We start from the raw sequence: 14,446 nt of genomic DNA, 5'->3' as shown, positions 1-14,446 counted from the left end.
TCTCAACTCCATTTTTATATATTTGGTTGTTTTCAGTTGTCAACCTCAACCGTACCAACATATTTTATTAATTTTCCTTTTCCAGTAGTTCTGTTACATCTACATTTAAAGCTTTAGCAATTTTTCCAACTGTAACAGTTCTTAAATTACTGTTTTCCTTTCCAATTTTATATAAAACAGCTGTTGCAACTTTGGATTTTTTAGAAAGTTCTTTTAATGTCATACAGTTTTTTGCTAATGCTGTATCTAAGTTATTTTTATTTATTTTCATTTTTTCACCTCTCATTTAATTAAATTTATCTTTTAAAAGATTAATTTATATATTTTTTATCACAAAAAAGATTAATTGTCAAATAAATTTATCTTTTTTTGTCTTTTTTATGATAATATGATATATTTTATTTATACTATTCAATATTAGAAAGGGGGCAAAATGGGCTTTAAAGAAAATTTGAAAATGTTAAGAAAGTCAAAAGGAATGACACAAGAAGAATTTGGAAAATCAATAAATAAAACTTTATTAACTATAAGCCGATATGAAAACGGTGCTATTTTCCCGACAAATAAAACTTTAAAAGAAATTTGTAAGGTTTTTAATATTGAACCTATTGAAATTTTAATGAATATTGAATACAAAAATAAAAAATATAGTTTTGAAGAAATTGAAAAAATGTTAAAAAATAAAAGAAATGAAATAATTCATAAAAATTCATCTGAAATTGAAAACCAAAATATAATAAAAAATGCTGATGAAAATCATGCCTTTCACATCACTATTTCAAGTAAAAAAATATGGGATGAAATTAACAAGCAAGTAGAAAACTACGATTTTTCAAAATTATTTGAAAATAAAGCAGATATAAAAAATTTTATTCATGATTTTTCCTTAATGCTTAGATATGACCTTATAGAAAATCATAATAATATAAGTCATGATGATAGATTGAAAATACTAGAAGATTTAAAAAAATATTACTTCTTTCTAATGTCAGACTATAAAGAAAACTTTAATGTTGCACATGAATTAGGGCATGAAATTTTAAAAGAAGATGATAAAAAATAATATTTACTTTCCCTCTTCTTGCATGGAAGAGAGATAAATATAATATCGTTTATACTCTGTTATAGATATAAGGGGCTTATATGTCAGTATTATTAATATTTTTTAGTCTTGTTATAATTGGTATTATATTACTTATATTTTGTAGTGATGTTCTAGAAAAGATATTTTCTTTTATGGTTTTTATATCTAGAGTTTTTCAGAATTTATTTTTATTAGTAGTTTATTTTTTTATTCTTATATTAGCAATAATAATTATAATATCTATTTTTGAATGAATTTATAAAAATTTTTTAATTTTAATATTGCTTTAATATCCTTTACTTATCTTTTTTTGACATTTTTATATATTTTTGATATACTTTTGATATAAGGTACAACCCTTAAGGGCAACCTTTAAGATTGGAATGTAAATACTCAAGGTCAGAATATTAGCTCTCAAGAAATTGGGAGCTTTTATTCTGTCTTTGACCGGACAGAACATTCTAATCTTAAAAGGGGGCTTTACTATGAGTATTTACATTCAGAACATCAATATTGATACAGGATTTATTATAATTCTATGTATTTTTATATGGTGGTGGTGTACTAGAAAATAGTAGCCCAGCCCTTAGGGGCAACCTGAATAGAAAATGTTATGAATTGTTTTAGCTTAGAATATCAGCCCTCATATATTGGGGGCTTTTATTCTATATTTTTTATTATATATATAACTTAGTTATGATATAATATATCTGTTCCAAGACTTCATTTTTTATTATTTGAAGTTCATTATATCAATCTCTAAAAAGTCATAGTTGTATAGGCTCACAACTGTGGCTTTTTTTCTTTTGTTCCTATTTACTTGATAAAAACTATTAAGAAGTTATTAGAAGTATGAAAAATGATTAAATAGGACATGAAAAAACATTAAAAAAATTATAAAAATTATAAGATTTTTAAATATATCTTAAAAAATGCGTGCAAGATACCCCCCTATTTTTTAAATATCCAAAATATAAAACTGTTCTTCTTGTATCTGGAATTAATAAAAAAGTGTAATAGTCAGAATAAGAAAAGTATTGAAAATATTATGTTTTTTAGTGGTCCACTTAAAAAATAAGTTTTTAATCAGATACAGCCTTATTGTTTTTTTATAGGGAAAAATGTAATAAGAAGAGGGAAAGAAAAAAAGAACGGCTTACACCGTCCCTTTATCTTTTAAATTGCTTGTATATTTCGCCTCTGTTTCCTGCTAGGATAGTATTAATTATAATTATTTTGCCGTCTACTATTTCAAAAAGTATTCTGTAATCATTTACCCTTATTCTATAAATAGGCTTTTTAGTTCCTTGCATTTTCTTAATGTCTACTTTCTCGCCTGCATAAAGTGAATAGATAGTTTTTTCAAATTTGCTTTTTACAGCTTTATGTTTTGATAAAAATTTATTAGCTTGGTTTGAATATTCAAATTTAACATTTACCATGTAACCACTTCTGATTTAACTATCTTTTTATCTTCCTCGCTCATAGAGTTTAGGGCTTGTAGTAATTCTTGGTTTTCTTGGTCGTCGCATACTTCCGCATTTTCAAGAGCTTTTAAAAAATTTTCTTTACTTGGTTTTTGCCCTTTAACTTCAAAAGGTATACCCCATTCTTTAACAGCTTTTTTAATAAAAATATTAATAGCTGTTGTAACATTCATCCCTAAATCATCACATAATAGATTAAATTCTTTTTTTAGGTCTTCATCTAATCTGATATTAATATTTGTTTGTCCCATGATAACACCTCATTTTTTTATATTTTATATTAATATTATAACGCTATATAATTACATTGTCAATATAATGTTAATATATTTATATAAAAAAAGTATTTGACAAGTCTATTTTTCTTTTATTTTATAATATTACAATTTATTACAACACAATTTTTATTATCTTCCTTGTCTTTTAAATACTCTTTTAATTCATTTTCATTGTTGAAATAAAGGTCTTTAGGAGTAAAACCATCGCTTTCTTGAACTTTATATCCTGTTCCATTTGGGTAAATCACTATAAGCATATATTTATCATTTTTCTTTTTCAAATACTCATCTAATCTATTTATAATCTCATCATAATTAATTCTTTTTCTTTTCATACATTCAACCTACTTTTCCAAATTTATTATTTTAAAATATCGCCTTTTTTCTCTGTCAACTCTTCAAGATTTCTTTTTAATATTTGCCCGATTTCTTTTTCTTGTCCCTCTTCTTCGTTCAATATCTTATAAAGTTCCTCATCTGTGGAAGTAATTAAAACTTTACTTGCCATTTCTTTAGGGATACAGTTTAAAATATCGTCAATTATAACAGTACATTTATTTTCATCTATTTTTTCAAGAAAATTATTGAATTTTTCCTCGCCCTCTATAATAAAATCTTTTCTTTTATAGTTCTCAAAGGTTTCAGCTATCTGATAACTTCCATTTTCTAACTTTTCAGCTATTATAATTATAGGTGTTTTGTTGCTCTCTGGGATTTTTATTTTATCCATTCTTTTTAAAATCAGCTTATAATTACTCTTCATCTTGGTTCATCTCTCTTTCCAATGCTTCCAATTTCTTCAAAATAACTTCTTGGTCAAACATAGATTGCCCGAACTCTATCATTTTACAGCTTGCACTCACTCTACTATTGTGCGGTGCTTCTTCATCTCTTGCAATGTTCATTAATATTTCTAAGGCTTCCAAGCTGTATGCTTGGGCTTTGGTCATAGTATTACTGAATAACTTTTCTTTCTGCTCGTTTAAAATTTTTATGAAGTCATCTTCTTTTCTAAGCCTGTATAAAGTGGCTTCACTGATTTTATTCTTTTTACAAACTTCTATATTTGAAGAGCATAACAGTAAATCTAATGCTATTTGCTCCCTGTTATATTTATTCGCCATTTTATCATCTCCTTAAATCCTTTCATTTCTTTTCAATTCTGTTCTGTGGTAGTCAACTAATAGTTTATAACCACCTAACCATTTTGCCTTTTAACCTAACCGTTATTAACTTTTTAAATTTATGCTATTGTGAAAAATTTCTATTTTTACCTAACCGTTTTTATGTTTTGTCTGTCCTGTGTCTATTTTTATAAAACCAAGTAGGAAAAATTGAATTCATTTTTCTTTCCCTCTGCTCTATCCTGTAAAATGAATTTTAAGGTCAAAATACCCCACTTATTTGATGTTTTTGGCTCGTCGTTTTGTTTTTAGGTATAAAGTATCAAGCAACTTTTACAACTGCTTAAAAGTGTCAAATACTTAATAATATTTTATAAAAATTATATCATAACTAAGTTATAGTATAAAAAAGAGAAAAGAGGGTATATTTTCACTCCCTCTCTTCATGTTATATGAAAAATCTTTAATATTACGGTAGCAAACAAATAACAAACAAGGTTTATTCATAGTTTTTATAACTTTATAAAAATAAAAGAAATATAAACTAATAAAATTTAACAATTTTATCAAAACAAAATATAATTAAATAAAAAATAAATTGACATTTATATATTTATCTGTTACTATTGTCTTAATATAATATGAAATTATTTCGGAGGAAGAAGATGTTATTTATTATTAGGAGAAACAGGAACAGATAATTATATAATTTAATATACCGGTTTCTTTTGATATGGCTGAATAATGACTTTATTCTTTTGTAAAGATTGGAAATTTTTCCATGAGCATAGATTGATTTATTAGCCAATAGTTTCACTATTGGTTTTTATTTTATGGTTATTACAGGTTTAGCTTGTCAAAAGCTAGACCTTTTTATTTTAGTTTAATAAAAAAATTTAGCATAGATTTTAAGGAGGAAAAAAATGTTTCAGTATCTTGATACATTAAAAGAAATTTTTATTGATGGAGCCAGATATAATTATATTATTCAAGGGCTTATTTTTTCTGTGGGAGTAACATTTTTCTCAGCAGTAATCGGAATTATTTTAGGAATACTTTTTGCACTTATGAGAATTTCAAGATTTTACCCTTTAAAACATTCTAAAAGATTTAAAGATTTTAATCCTCTAGAATGGCTTGCAATATGGTATACTGATATTATAAGAGGAACACCAGCAGTTGTTCAGCTTATGATTCTTGCTAATGTTATTTTTGCAGGATTCAGAGATATGCCAGTTTTTCTTATAGCAAGTATGTCATTTGGAATAAACTCTGGAGCTTATGTTTCTGAAATTATAAGAGCAGGTATAGAAGGACTTGATAAAGGACAGATGGAAGCAGCAAGAGCATTAGGAATGCCTTATGGAACTGCCATGAAAGAAGTTATTATTCCTCAGGCTGTAAAAAAGATTCTTCCAGCTCTTGTAAGTGAGTTTATAACACTTTTAAAAGAAACTTCAATAGTAGGATTTATTGGAGGAGTAGATCTTCTTCGTTCAGCAAATATTATAACAAGCCAAACTTATAGAGGAGTAGAACCTCTTCTTGCTGTAGGTATTATTTATCTTATTATGACAGGTTTATTTACTAAATTTATGAGAAGAGTGGAAAAGGGGATGAAGGTAAGTGATTAGAGTAGAGCATTTATATAAAAGTTTTGGACAGCTTGAAGTTTTAAAAGATATATCAGTAAATATAAAAAAAGGTGAAGTTATTGCAATAATAGGACCTTCAGGAAGTGGAAAATCAACTTTCTTAAGATGTTTAAATCTTCTTGAAGAACCTACAGGGGGAGCAATATATATTAAAGATAAAAATCTTATGGATGATAAAACAGACATTAACCTTGTAAGAAGAAATGTAGGAATGGTATTTCAGCATTTTAATCTTTTTCCACATAAAACAGTTTTAGAAAATTTAACTCTTGCTCCAATGAAAGTAAAAAATATGAAGCAAGGAGATATAGAAAAGAAAGCATTTATGCTTCTTGAAAAAGTTGGACTTAGAGAAAAGGCTTCTGCATATCCTAATCAGCTTTCAGGAGGACAGAAACAAAGAATAGCTATTGCAAGAGCTCTTGCAATGGATCCTGAGGTAATTCTTTTTGATGAACCTACATCAGCACTTGATCCAGAAATGATTAAAGAAGTCCTTGATGTTATGAAGGACCTTGCTGAAGAAGGAATGACAATGATAATTGTTACTCATGAAATGGGATTTGCGAAAAATGTTGCAGATAGAGTTTTCTTTATGGACAGAGGAAATATTCTTGAAGATACAACTCCTGAAGAACTTTTTAGTTCTCCAAAACATGAAAGAACTAAAGAATTTTTAAATAAAGTTTTAAACCGTTAAAATTTTGTAAGTTATTTTATAAAAATAAATATTATTATTTAGGAGGCATGAAATGAAAAAAGCACTGAAGGTATTAAGTATTTTAATGTTAATGTTAGTTTTTGTGGCATGTGGGGGAGAAAAGAAAGCTGCAGAAGAAAAAGCTCCTATTTATGTAGGAACTAATGCTGAGTTTCCTCCGTTTGAATATCTTGACGGAGATAAAATAGTAGGTTTTGATATTGATTTTATCAATGCTATAGGTAAAGAAATGGGAAGAGAAATTATTGTAAAAGATATGAGCTTTGATGGACTTCTTCCAGCTTTACAAACTAAAAAAGTTGATGTTGTTGTAGCAGGAATGACTGCAACAGAAGAGAGACAAAAAACTGTTAATTTTTCTCAGCCTTATTATTCAGCAAATCAAGTTATAATTGTGCCAGAAGGAAATACAACTATAGCAGATTTTAATGATTTAAATGGAAAGAAAGTAGCAGTTATGCTTGGATTTACAGGAGATGTTGTTGTAAGTGAAATGCCTGGTGTTGAAGTAGAAAGATTCAATGCAGCTTATGCAGGTATTATGGCTCTTCAGTCAGGAAAAGTTGATGCTGTTGTTTTAGATTCTGAGACAGCAAATAATTATGTTGCTAAAAACAGTGGATTAAAAATAGCTGAAGGAAAAGGAGAATCAGAAGATTATGCTATTGCTGTAAGAAAAGAAGATTCTCAGCTTCTTGAAGAAATTAATGCTGCTATAGATAAAATTAAAGCAGATGGTACTTTCAGTGAAATAATAGAAAAGCATTTTAACTAATATTTTATTAAAGAATAAAGAAGGAAACTGTAAGATTGCAGTTTTCTTTTTTTGTTGTATATAAGAAAACTGCCTTAGAATTTTCTAAGATAGTTTTATAAGATTTATTTTTTTAAATCTAATTTTTTTATTAGTTCAACAGTATATTCTTGACACCAAATTGCTGTTTCAGGATTAAAATCTTCATTATGTACATCTGTGTTTGAAAGTATTCTTACTCCCATAAAAGGAACATTAAATGCTTTTGCTACTTGAGCTGCTGCTACTGTTTCCATTTCTTCTGCTGATGTTCCATATCTTTCATGGATAAATTTAATTCTTTCAAGTTCTCTGTTCCATTGGTCTGCTGTTCCAATAGTTCCTACTACTACTTTTCCATTTTTATAGTCAATAGTTTTTGCTATTTCCATAACTTTTTCATCACTTGAAAAATGAGGATAATCTACTGTATTACCTTTAGAGTCTCTTATCTTTTGAATATCTTCAAAGAATATACCATAAAATTTTATATTTTCTTATATTTTTAAATAATTTCAAATTATAATTAAAATATTATTATATATTTAAAATATTATTTTCTATTTAATTGATAATATTTTAAAAATATTATATAATATATTAAAAATAATATTTAATATTTTAATTTCTTTATATATAACAGAACATAAAAAGGAGGTAAAATATGAAAAAACAAGCTGATGAAAGTAAACATGATAAATTTATCAGGCTTGTAGAAGCTAGGACTAATAAAATAATTGATACTTTAAAGCTTCTTGGCAACTGTTCAAATACTTCTATCTATGAATATACTCAAGACGAAGTTGAAGAAGTCTTTAAAGCAATAGAACAAGAGTTACATGAAGCTAAAAAAAAATTTACAAAGCCTGAGCCTGAGAAGATTTCAAGATTTTCATTAAGTAAGAATAAGAGGTGATATATATGTTTAGTTTTACACAAGAATGGAACTTTCCTTCAAATAATTATGGACAAATTTTTGGTATTTCTGATTCTGGTGTTGAAACTTTCAAAGGAAATCCTATTAAATCACTTGCAAGAGAAATTTGCCAGAACTCCTTAGATGCTACACTTGAAAATGGAAAACCTACTCGTATTGAATTCAAAACCTTTGAAATTTCTCCAGATAAAATTCCAGATTATCTAAGCTTAAAAGACTCTCTTAAACGTTCTTTAGATTTTTGTTCAGAGCAGAAATCTAATAAGGCAAAAAATTTTTTTAAGCAAGCATTGAAAGAAATGAATAAATCTACAATCACATGTTTAAGAATTAGTGATTTTAATACTTCAGGTCTAACAGGTTCTCATGAAGAGTATAATTCACCTTGGTGCAACTTAATAAAATCTTCAGGAACATCAGATAAATCCGGCAGCAACGGTGGTTCTTTTGGAATTGGTAAATTTGCACCATATGCCTGCTCAGTTTTGAGAACAATTTTTTACAGTACTTGTGATAAAGATGGTATTTGTGCTTCTCAAGGTGTTTCAAGATTAACTTCTTTTAAAAATAGAGAAAATGAAATCACTCAGGGAATTGGTTTCTATGGCAATAAACATAACAGTCCTATGTATAAACAATTTTCTTTAGACCCTGATTATTTTCGCAGTGTTGAAACTTCCGGTACTGATATTTATATCATCGGCTTTACTGGTGACAGCGACTGGAAAGAACAGATGACAGCTTCTGTTTTAGACGGTTTCCTTCATGCAGTTTACAATGAAACATTAGAAGTAAATGTTGATGGAATTATTATTAACAAAGAGAGTCTTTCAGATTTGATAACTTTGTATAAAAATTATTTTAAAGAACATGCTGATGAATATTTTCAGACACTTACAGATTCAGTGTCTGCCAGAACTTTTGTTAAAGAATTTACAGATGACCCTGAAACTGCTGGTAAAGTTACTTTAAAACTGATGATTATGCCTTCTTTCAGCAGGCGTGTTGCAATGATTCGCCAGACAGGAATGAAAATTAAAGATAAAGGAAATATTAATGGATTAATTCCTTTCGCTGGAACTTTATTCATTGAAGGAAATGCAATAAATTCATATCTTCGTAATCTAGAAAATCCACAGCACCTTGAATGGGAAATAGAACGTGCAGAAAATAAAAGTAAAGCAAAACATCTTCTTCAATCATTAACACGTTTTATTAAAACATCATTAGATGAAATGAAAAATGATGACAGTGAAGAAGCACTTGACCCAACTGTAGGAGAATATCTTTCTGCTAATGATTTTGAGGATTCTTCTAATCAAGAATGTGCAGAAGCTCTACGAGATACTGTCAAAGACATTAAAATTCGTGTATCTGAAGTTATATCAAAACCTTCAAATCCTAAGAGTGAAGAATTTAGTACTTCTCTTATAGACGAAGAGGAAGAAGATTTTGTTGATGATGATTTTTCTGGTGAAGATATTAGTCTTAATCATAAAGGAAAAAGCAACAATGGAAATAATCACAGGACTAAAGAAGAAAACATTCCTGCAGAGAATTATAAAAAAATATCAGAAATTCCTATAATTAATGCCCGTAATGTTGTTCGTAACAAAGATACCGGAGAATACACTATTGTATTTACCCCTGATTCTTCTGCTGTAAATGGTATTTTAGAAATATTTATGTCAGCTGAATCACAAAGTTATGAAGCTTCTATTATTGCAGCTTCCTGTTCTGAATGCCCTAAATTAAAATTCAAAAAAAATAAAATATTTAATCTAATATTTACAGAAAAAAAAGCTCTTCGAGTTAATATTCAGCTTGATTATTATGATTATTGTTCTCTGGAGGTAAAAGCATATGGAAATCAAATATAAATTATATCCCTATCCTGTCTTAACTTTTTATTCTAATGACTATAGTTCCGGTAGTTTTGAGACATCTGTTAATGTTATTCGCGATGGATACGATTTATGTATTAATTTCTCTGCATCTCTTACCTGTCAAAGTCTTCAAGATTGTATAAATCAGGGTACAGCTAAGTTTGTTTATCATTTAGAATGCTCACAGACAGGGTTTCGTACAGTTGTTCAAACAGATAAATTAAAAGAAAAATATACTTTGCTAAGTAGAACTGTAAATGGAAAATTACAAATATGTCCATTTATCGTAGCAGTTGATGATTTAAATTCTTATACAAGCCCTAATTTTCATGAAGATTATCAAGGAATTACTTTTAATATAGAAGCAGGGTGTGTTATGGCTGTAGGTAAAATGGTAACTGTAAATATTTCTAAAGATATTGATGAGATTGCAGATACACCTTCCATTTTTAATATCAGTAAAAATCCTGATGAAAGCTGCAGACAAATGTTAGTTGATATGTCACAACGTAAGATTATTATTAAGCTACCACTTAGTGATTTTTACAGCTATAAAGTTTTGAGTTCTACTCCGTCAGCACAGTATATTCTTAACTCTCTTACTGTTATACCTGCACTTGTATTTGTTTTGGAAGAATTAAAATCTTTATCTATCCATGAAAGAAGTGAGTATTCTGATACACTATGGTATAAAGTCTTATCAAAGGTCTTACAGACACAGTTTGAATGCAATATTGAAAGTGAAGAATTTAATAGTCAAAATTGTCTTGAACTTGCTCAAAAATTAATAAATAATCCTATTACAGACGCTTTTACATTCTTGACAAGCAGTTTTGGTATAGCCGGCGGAGGTGATGAATAATGAAGCTTCAATTTATAAGCTATGACAATATCGATATTATTAAAACTAATATTAACAGCTGGGTTGATAATTTTAAAAAAGATTCTTCTGATTGGCTGCAGGAAGAATTCAATAATACATTATTCATTGATACAAAGTTCCCTGAAGTTCATGACTTTGGCTTAGATATGAGTGCTGATAAACCTTTTCTTACAGAGCCTGAAAATGTTAAACGTATTTATGAAAATCTACATTTTTTATCTGATTCTCAGGCATCTGATGAACGTTTATGGGCTGGATTATGTCTTGGAACTTTTTGGAATTATGTAAAATATAGATGGAATATTGATAAAAATTGTACAGTTTCTAATGTGTTGCAGCATTTCTTCTTTGATTTCGGAAACAGACGTTCTTTAACAAGAAATGCCCTTGCAAGGCTGTGGTGGATTGGACGCCTTACCTATGATAAAAATCGTTCTAATCCTTGGGAACTTACTGAATTTGTCTGTGAAAATTCTGACTATATTATGCACATTTTAGAACGTAATACATCAAACAACCCTTCTATTATCCGTCCTTTTCTTGGTGCTGTAATAGAAGCTAGAGAACAAGGACTGAGTATCAATACAGATGTCGTTGGTGAGTTAGCTAAATACTTAAATTTATTAGGTGGTACATATATTCTGGATTGTCTTCCAGAAGAACGTATTCACGATAAAATCCTTATTAAAGCAATAGAAATATGTCAAACTTCTTAAAAAGTTAAATCTATAAAATACCGAAAAAATTTTTCGGTATTTTTTTTATTTTTAAAGAAAAATATTTGATTTTTAGCAACAAATATGATATGCTGCATTTAGAAGTGCAGTTTTATGAAATATGTTGGGAAATTATTAAATAAAGAGCGTTTGAAAAAATTTAAGTTTAAAACAAGTTCAATACGCAACAGGAATTCCTGATTCTACATTAAGCAGAATAGAACAAGAGAAGATTACAAGACCTTCCATTAAAATTATAAAAAAATTAGCAGATTTTTATAAAAGTAGCATTATTCCCCTTTATATTTCTTGTGGATATTTGCAGGAAAGCGATTTAGAAAAGTATCAACAATATTTTTCTGAGCATATCCAAAATTTAATCAATTTACTTTTAAAAAATAAAGGAGATGAAAATAATGATATTTAAATTAGGTGAACTTTTCTGTGGACCGGGAGGACTTGCCTACGGTGCAATAAATGCTTCTATTGAGAATCCTTTATTCAAAATAGTACATCAATGGGCAAATGACTATGATGCTGACACATGTGAAACATATAGATTTAATATTTGTCCTGATAAACCAGACACAGTCTATCATGCAGATATAAGGCATTTTGATTTGTCAAATCTTGCTCCAATAAATGCTTTAGCTTTTGGTTTTCCCTGCAATGATTATAGTATTGTAGGAGAGCAGAAAGGAATAGGAGGGCTTTATGGACCTTTATATTCTTATGGGATTAAAGCTTTAAATTTATATCGTCCTTTATGGTTTTTAGCTGAAAATGTTGGCGGATTAAGAAGTGCTAATGCTGGAAATACATTCAAAAAAATTCTTAAAGAAATGGAAAATGCAGGCTATACTGTTACACCTCATTTATATAAATTTGAAGAATATGGTGTTCCTCAAGCTAGACACAGAATTATTATCGTCGGAATCCGTAATGATTTAGATGTTATTTATCGTGTTCCATCACCTGTACCATATAGTAGCTTAGATAATACTTGTAAAACAGCTATAGAAATTCCACCTATTCCTGTTAATGCTTTAAACAATGAGCCTACAAGACAATCTGAAAAAGTTATAAAAAGACTTAAATATATAAATCCGGGGGAAAATGCTTTTACTGCAAATATTCCTGAAGAGTTGCAATTAAATGTTAAAGGAGCAAAAATTAGCCAGATTTATAAAAGATTAGACCCAAATAAACCTGCATACACTGTTACTGGAAGTGGTGGTGGTGGAACTCATATCTACCATTGGTCTGAACATAGGGCATTAACTAACAGAGAAAGAGCAAGGCTACAAACTTTTCCAGATTCATATAAATTCTTTGGTTCTAAAGAAAAAGTTCGTAAACAGATTGGGATGGCTATTCCATGTAAAGGAGTTCAAATCATATTTGAGGCTATACTGAGAAGTTTCGCTCATATAGATTATGAATATATAGAAGCAAATATTAAAGAGTAAAAAATAGTGCGATGGGTGTAGTGAACCAATTTTCTTAGATACTGAGAATGTAAATAATTTTGTGTATTTATCATCTCTTGATTATTAATTTTTAAATTACTTTAAAGGCTGAAAGGAAATTAAAAACCTTTCAGTCTTTCTTCATATTCTATTGCCAATTGTCCTTTTATCAAATGCCAATCTTTCGCATAACCTGTTTTCCATTTTTCTGTTAAATTAATTGTTGATAAATATAATAATTTCATTAGAGCCATATCTGTTGGAAAACTACTTCTTGTTTTTGTTACTTTTCTGTATATTCTATTTAAATTTTCAATTGCGTTTGTTGTATACATAATTCTTCTAATCTCTGGACTAAATTTAAAAAATGTTCTTAATTCACTCCAGTTATTCTCCCAACTTTTCAGCGCATAAGGATATTTTTTAGACCATTTTTCTTTTAATTCCTCCAGCGCAGAAAACCCTGTTTCTTCATTAGGAGCTGTATATATTTCTTTTAAATCTTTTGCAAATTCTTTTTTCTCTTTGTAACTAATAAAACTTAAAGTATATCTAATTTGATGAATAATGCATCTTTGAATATCTACATAAGGAAATACTGTTTTAATAGCCTCCGAAAATCCTGTTAAACCATCTACAGAAGCTATCAAAATATCTTTTACTCCTCTATTTCTTAAATGATTTAAAACAGATAACCAGAATTTAGCTGATTCATTTCCACCTATATAGATTCCTAATACATCTTTTTTTCCTTCAGAATTAACTCCTAAAACTATGTAAGCAGCTTTTTTTACTATTGCTTTATCTTCTTTCACATGAAAATGGATTGCATCTAAAAAAGTAAAATAATATACTTCTTCAAGAGGTCTATTTTGCCATTCTTCACTTAAAGGAATAATTTTATCAGTAATTTTGCTTACCATTTCAGCAGAAACATCAACACCATAAATCTCTTGGATATGTTTGTTAATATCTCTTGTAGACATACCTAATCCATACATAGAGATAACTTTTTCTTCCAAGTTAGAGATATCACGCGAATATTTTGGAACTATTTTAGGTTCAAACTCACTGTTTCTATCGCGTGGAATATCAAGTTCTATTTCTCCAAAAGAAGATTTAACTTTCTTTTTAGAATATCCATTTCTAGAGTTATCACAATTCTCTTTTTTCTCGTATTTTTCATATCCTAATTGATTGTTCAATTCAGCTTCAAGCGATTCTTGTATAAACTCTTTCATTAAATCTTTAAGAGCTTCCTGGATATCAGTAGCAGACTTAAAATTTCCTTTTCTAACAATCTCTTTGATAAGTTCTTTTGGTAATAAAGACATAAAAAAACCTCCCTTAATATTAATTAAATTATATTTATAATTCATTAATAATCAAGAGAGATTTTTATTTACACAAAAT

The 14,446-nt window shown here is 28.3% G+C and carries 17 protein-coding genes and 1 pseudogene; 10 read left to right on the top strand and 8 right to left on the bottom strand.

Annotated elements, in window-relative coordinates; translation table 11 throughout:
- Nucleotides 1-67: 67 nt before the first annotated feature.
- A complete protein-coding gene (locus I6E17_RS02330; RefSeq protein WP_235235269.1) occupies nt 68-271 on the bottom strand; it encodes a helix-turn-helix domain-containing protein in 204 nt (67 codons plus the stop codon).
- Between the two features lie 162 nt (nt 272-433).
- Between I6E17_RS02330 and I6E17_RS02325 the strand changes: the two genes are divergently transcribed.
- Entirely contained in the window at nt 434-1,063 is a 630-nt protein-coding gene (locus I6E17_RS02325) for a helix-turn-helix domain-containing protein (protein WP_235235266.1), read from the top strand.
- Nucleotides 1,064-2,253: 1,190 nt separating this feature from the next.
- On the opposite strand, the gene I6E17_RS02320 is transcribed toward I6E17_RS02325, so the two are convergent.
- From I6E17_RS02320 to I6E17_RS02300, 5 genes are all read right to left on the bottom strand, one after another.
- Complete coding sequence (locus tag I6E17_RS02320; RefSeq protein ID WP_235235264.1) at nt 2,254-2,526, bottom strand: type II toxin-antitoxin system RelE family toxin; 273 nt, start codon at nt 2,524-2,526, stop codon at nt 2,254-2,256.
- The gene (locus tag I6E17_RS02315) at nt 2,520-2,822 is read right to left on the bottom strand and encodes a type II toxin-antitoxin system RelB/DinJ family antitoxin (RefSeq protein ID WP_235235261.1); all 303 of its coding nucleotides are present in this window, start codon (nt 2,820-2,822) and stop codon (nt 2,520-2,522) included. Before I6E17_RS02315 ends, I6E17_RS02320 begins: the two co-directional genes overlap by 7 nt.
- A 116-nt stretch (nt 2,823-2,938) precedes the next feature.
- Nucleotides 2,939-3,184, bottom strand: coding sequence for a hypothetical protein (locus I6E17_RS02310; protein WP_235235259.1), 246 nt, complete (start codon nt 3,182-3,184; stop codon nt 2,939-2,941).
- Between the two features lie 26 nt (nt 3,185-3,210).
- Nucleotides 3,211-3,612, bottom strand: a complete 402-nt coding sequence (locus I6E17_RS02305) for a hypothetical protein (RefSeq protein ID WP_235235257.1) — start codon at nt 3,610-3,612, stop codon at nt 3,211-3,213.
- A complete protein-coding gene (locus tag I6E17_RS02300) occupies nt 3,602-3,973 on the bottom strand; it encodes a phBC6A51 family helix-turn-helix protein (RefSeq protein WP_235235255.1) in 372 nt (123 codons plus the stop codon). The genes I6E17_RS02305 and I6E17_RS02300 overlap by 11 nt, the downstream gene beginning before the upstream one ends.
- Nucleotides 3,974-4,896: 923 nt before the next feature.
- Here I6E17_RS02300 and I6E17_RS02295 point away from each other — a divergent pair.
- The 3 genes from I6E17_RS02295 to I6E17_RS02285 are packed head-to-tail and all read left to right on the top strand — an operon-like array spanning nt 4,897 to nt 7,124.
- Entirely contained in the window at nt 4,897-5,607 is a 711-nt protein-coding gene (locus I6E17_RS02295) for an amino acid ABC transporter permease (RefSeq protein WP_235235253.1), read from the top strand.
- Entirely contained in the window at nt 5,600-6,328 is a 729-nt protein-coding gene (locus I6E17_RS02290; RefSeq protein WP_235235251.1) for an amino acid ABC transporter ATP-binding protein, read from the top strand. Before I6E17_RS02295 ends, I6E17_RS02290 begins: the two co-directional genes overlap by 8 nt.
- Before the next feature lie 52 nt (nt 6,329-6,380).
- Nucleotides 6,381-7,124: a basic amino acid ABC transporter substrate-binding protein gene (locus tag I6E17_RS02285; RefSeq protein WP_235235250.1), complete on the top strand. Its 744-nt coding sequence runs from the start codon at nt 6,381-6,383 to the stop codon at nt 7,122-7,124.
- A gap of 104 nt (nt 7,125-7,228) precedes the next feature.
- Here the strand turns inward: I6E17_RS02285 and I6E17_RS02280 are convergent, their stop codons facing one another.
- Nucleotides 7,229-7,594 carry a hypothetical protein gene (locus I6E17_RS02280; RefSeq protein ID WP_328225535.1) on the bottom strand — a complete coding sequence of 122 codons (366 nt, stop codon included), beginning with the start codon at nt 7,592-7,594 and terminating at the stop codon, nt 7,229-7,231.
- Between the two features lie 212 nt (nt 7,595-7,806).
- On the opposite strand from I6E17_RS02280, the gene I6E17_RS02275 reads away from it, so the two are divergent.
- From I6E17_RS02275 to I6E17_RS02255, 6 genes and pseudogenes are all read left to right on the top strand, one after another.
- Nucleotides 7,807-8,058 carry a hypothetical protein gene (locus tag I6E17_RS02275; protein ID WP_235235248.1) on the top strand — a complete coding sequence of 84 codons (252 nt, stop codon included), beginning with the start codon at nt 7,807-7,809 and terminating at the stop codon, nt 8,056-8,058.
- 5 nt (nt 8,059-8,063) lie between these two features.
- Nucleotides 8,064-9,959: a hypothetical protein gene (locus I6E17_RS02270; RefSeq protein WP_235235247.1), complete on the top strand. Its 1,896-nt coding sequence runs from the start codon at nt 8,064-8,066 to the stop codon at nt 9,957-9,959.
- A 244-nt stretch (nt 9,960-10,203) separates the two neighbouring features.
- Complete coding sequence (locus tag I6E17_RS02265) at nt 10,204-10,827, top strand: hypothetical protein (RefSeq protein ID WP_235235246.1); 624 nt, start codon at nt 10,204-10,206, stop codon at nt 10,825-10,827.
- Nucleotides 10,827-11,564, top strand: a complete 738-nt coding sequence (locus I6E17_RS02260) for a DUF6339 family protein (protein WP_235235245.1) — start codon at nt 10,827-10,829, stop codon at nt 11,562-11,564. The genes I6E17_RS02265 and I6E17_RS02260 overlap by 1 nt, the downstream gene beginning before the upstream one ends.
- A gap of 166 nt (nt 11,565-11,730) precedes the next feature.
- Nucleotides 11,731-11,991 (top strand): annotated as a pseudogene (locus I6E17_RS10025) (helix-turn-helix domain-containing protein); the annotation flags it as partial.
- The gene (locus tag I6E17_RS02255) at nt 11,981-13,033 is read left to right on the top strand and encodes a DNA cytosine methyltransferase (protein ID WP_235235243.1); all 1,053 of its coding nucleotides are present in this window, start codon (nt 11,981-11,983) and stop codon (nt 13,031-13,033) included. The pseudogene I6E17_RS10025 and the gene I6E17_RS02255, both read left to right, overlap by 11 nt.
- Before the next feature lie 119 nt (nt 13,034-13,152).
- Here I6E17_RS02255 and I6E17_RS02250 read toward each other — a convergent pair whose 3' ends face one another.
- The gene (locus I6E17_RS02250; protein WP_235235241.1) at nt 13,153-14,367 is read right to left on the bottom strand and encodes an IS256 family transposase; all 1,215 of its coding nucleotides are present in this window, start codon (nt 14,365-14,367) and stop codon (nt 13,153-13,155) included.
- Nucleotides 14,368-14,446 lie beyond the last annotated feature (79 nt).

The organism is Fusobacterium perfoetens (genome assembly GCF_021531595.1).
In the GTDB taxonomy this organism is placed as follows: domain Bacteria; phylum Fusobacteriota; class Fusobacteriia; order Fusobacteriales; family Fusobacteriaceae; genus Fusobacterium_B.
Note: the sequence above shows the minus strand (reverse complement) of the source record. Positions and strands in the feature narration are given on the sequence as shown.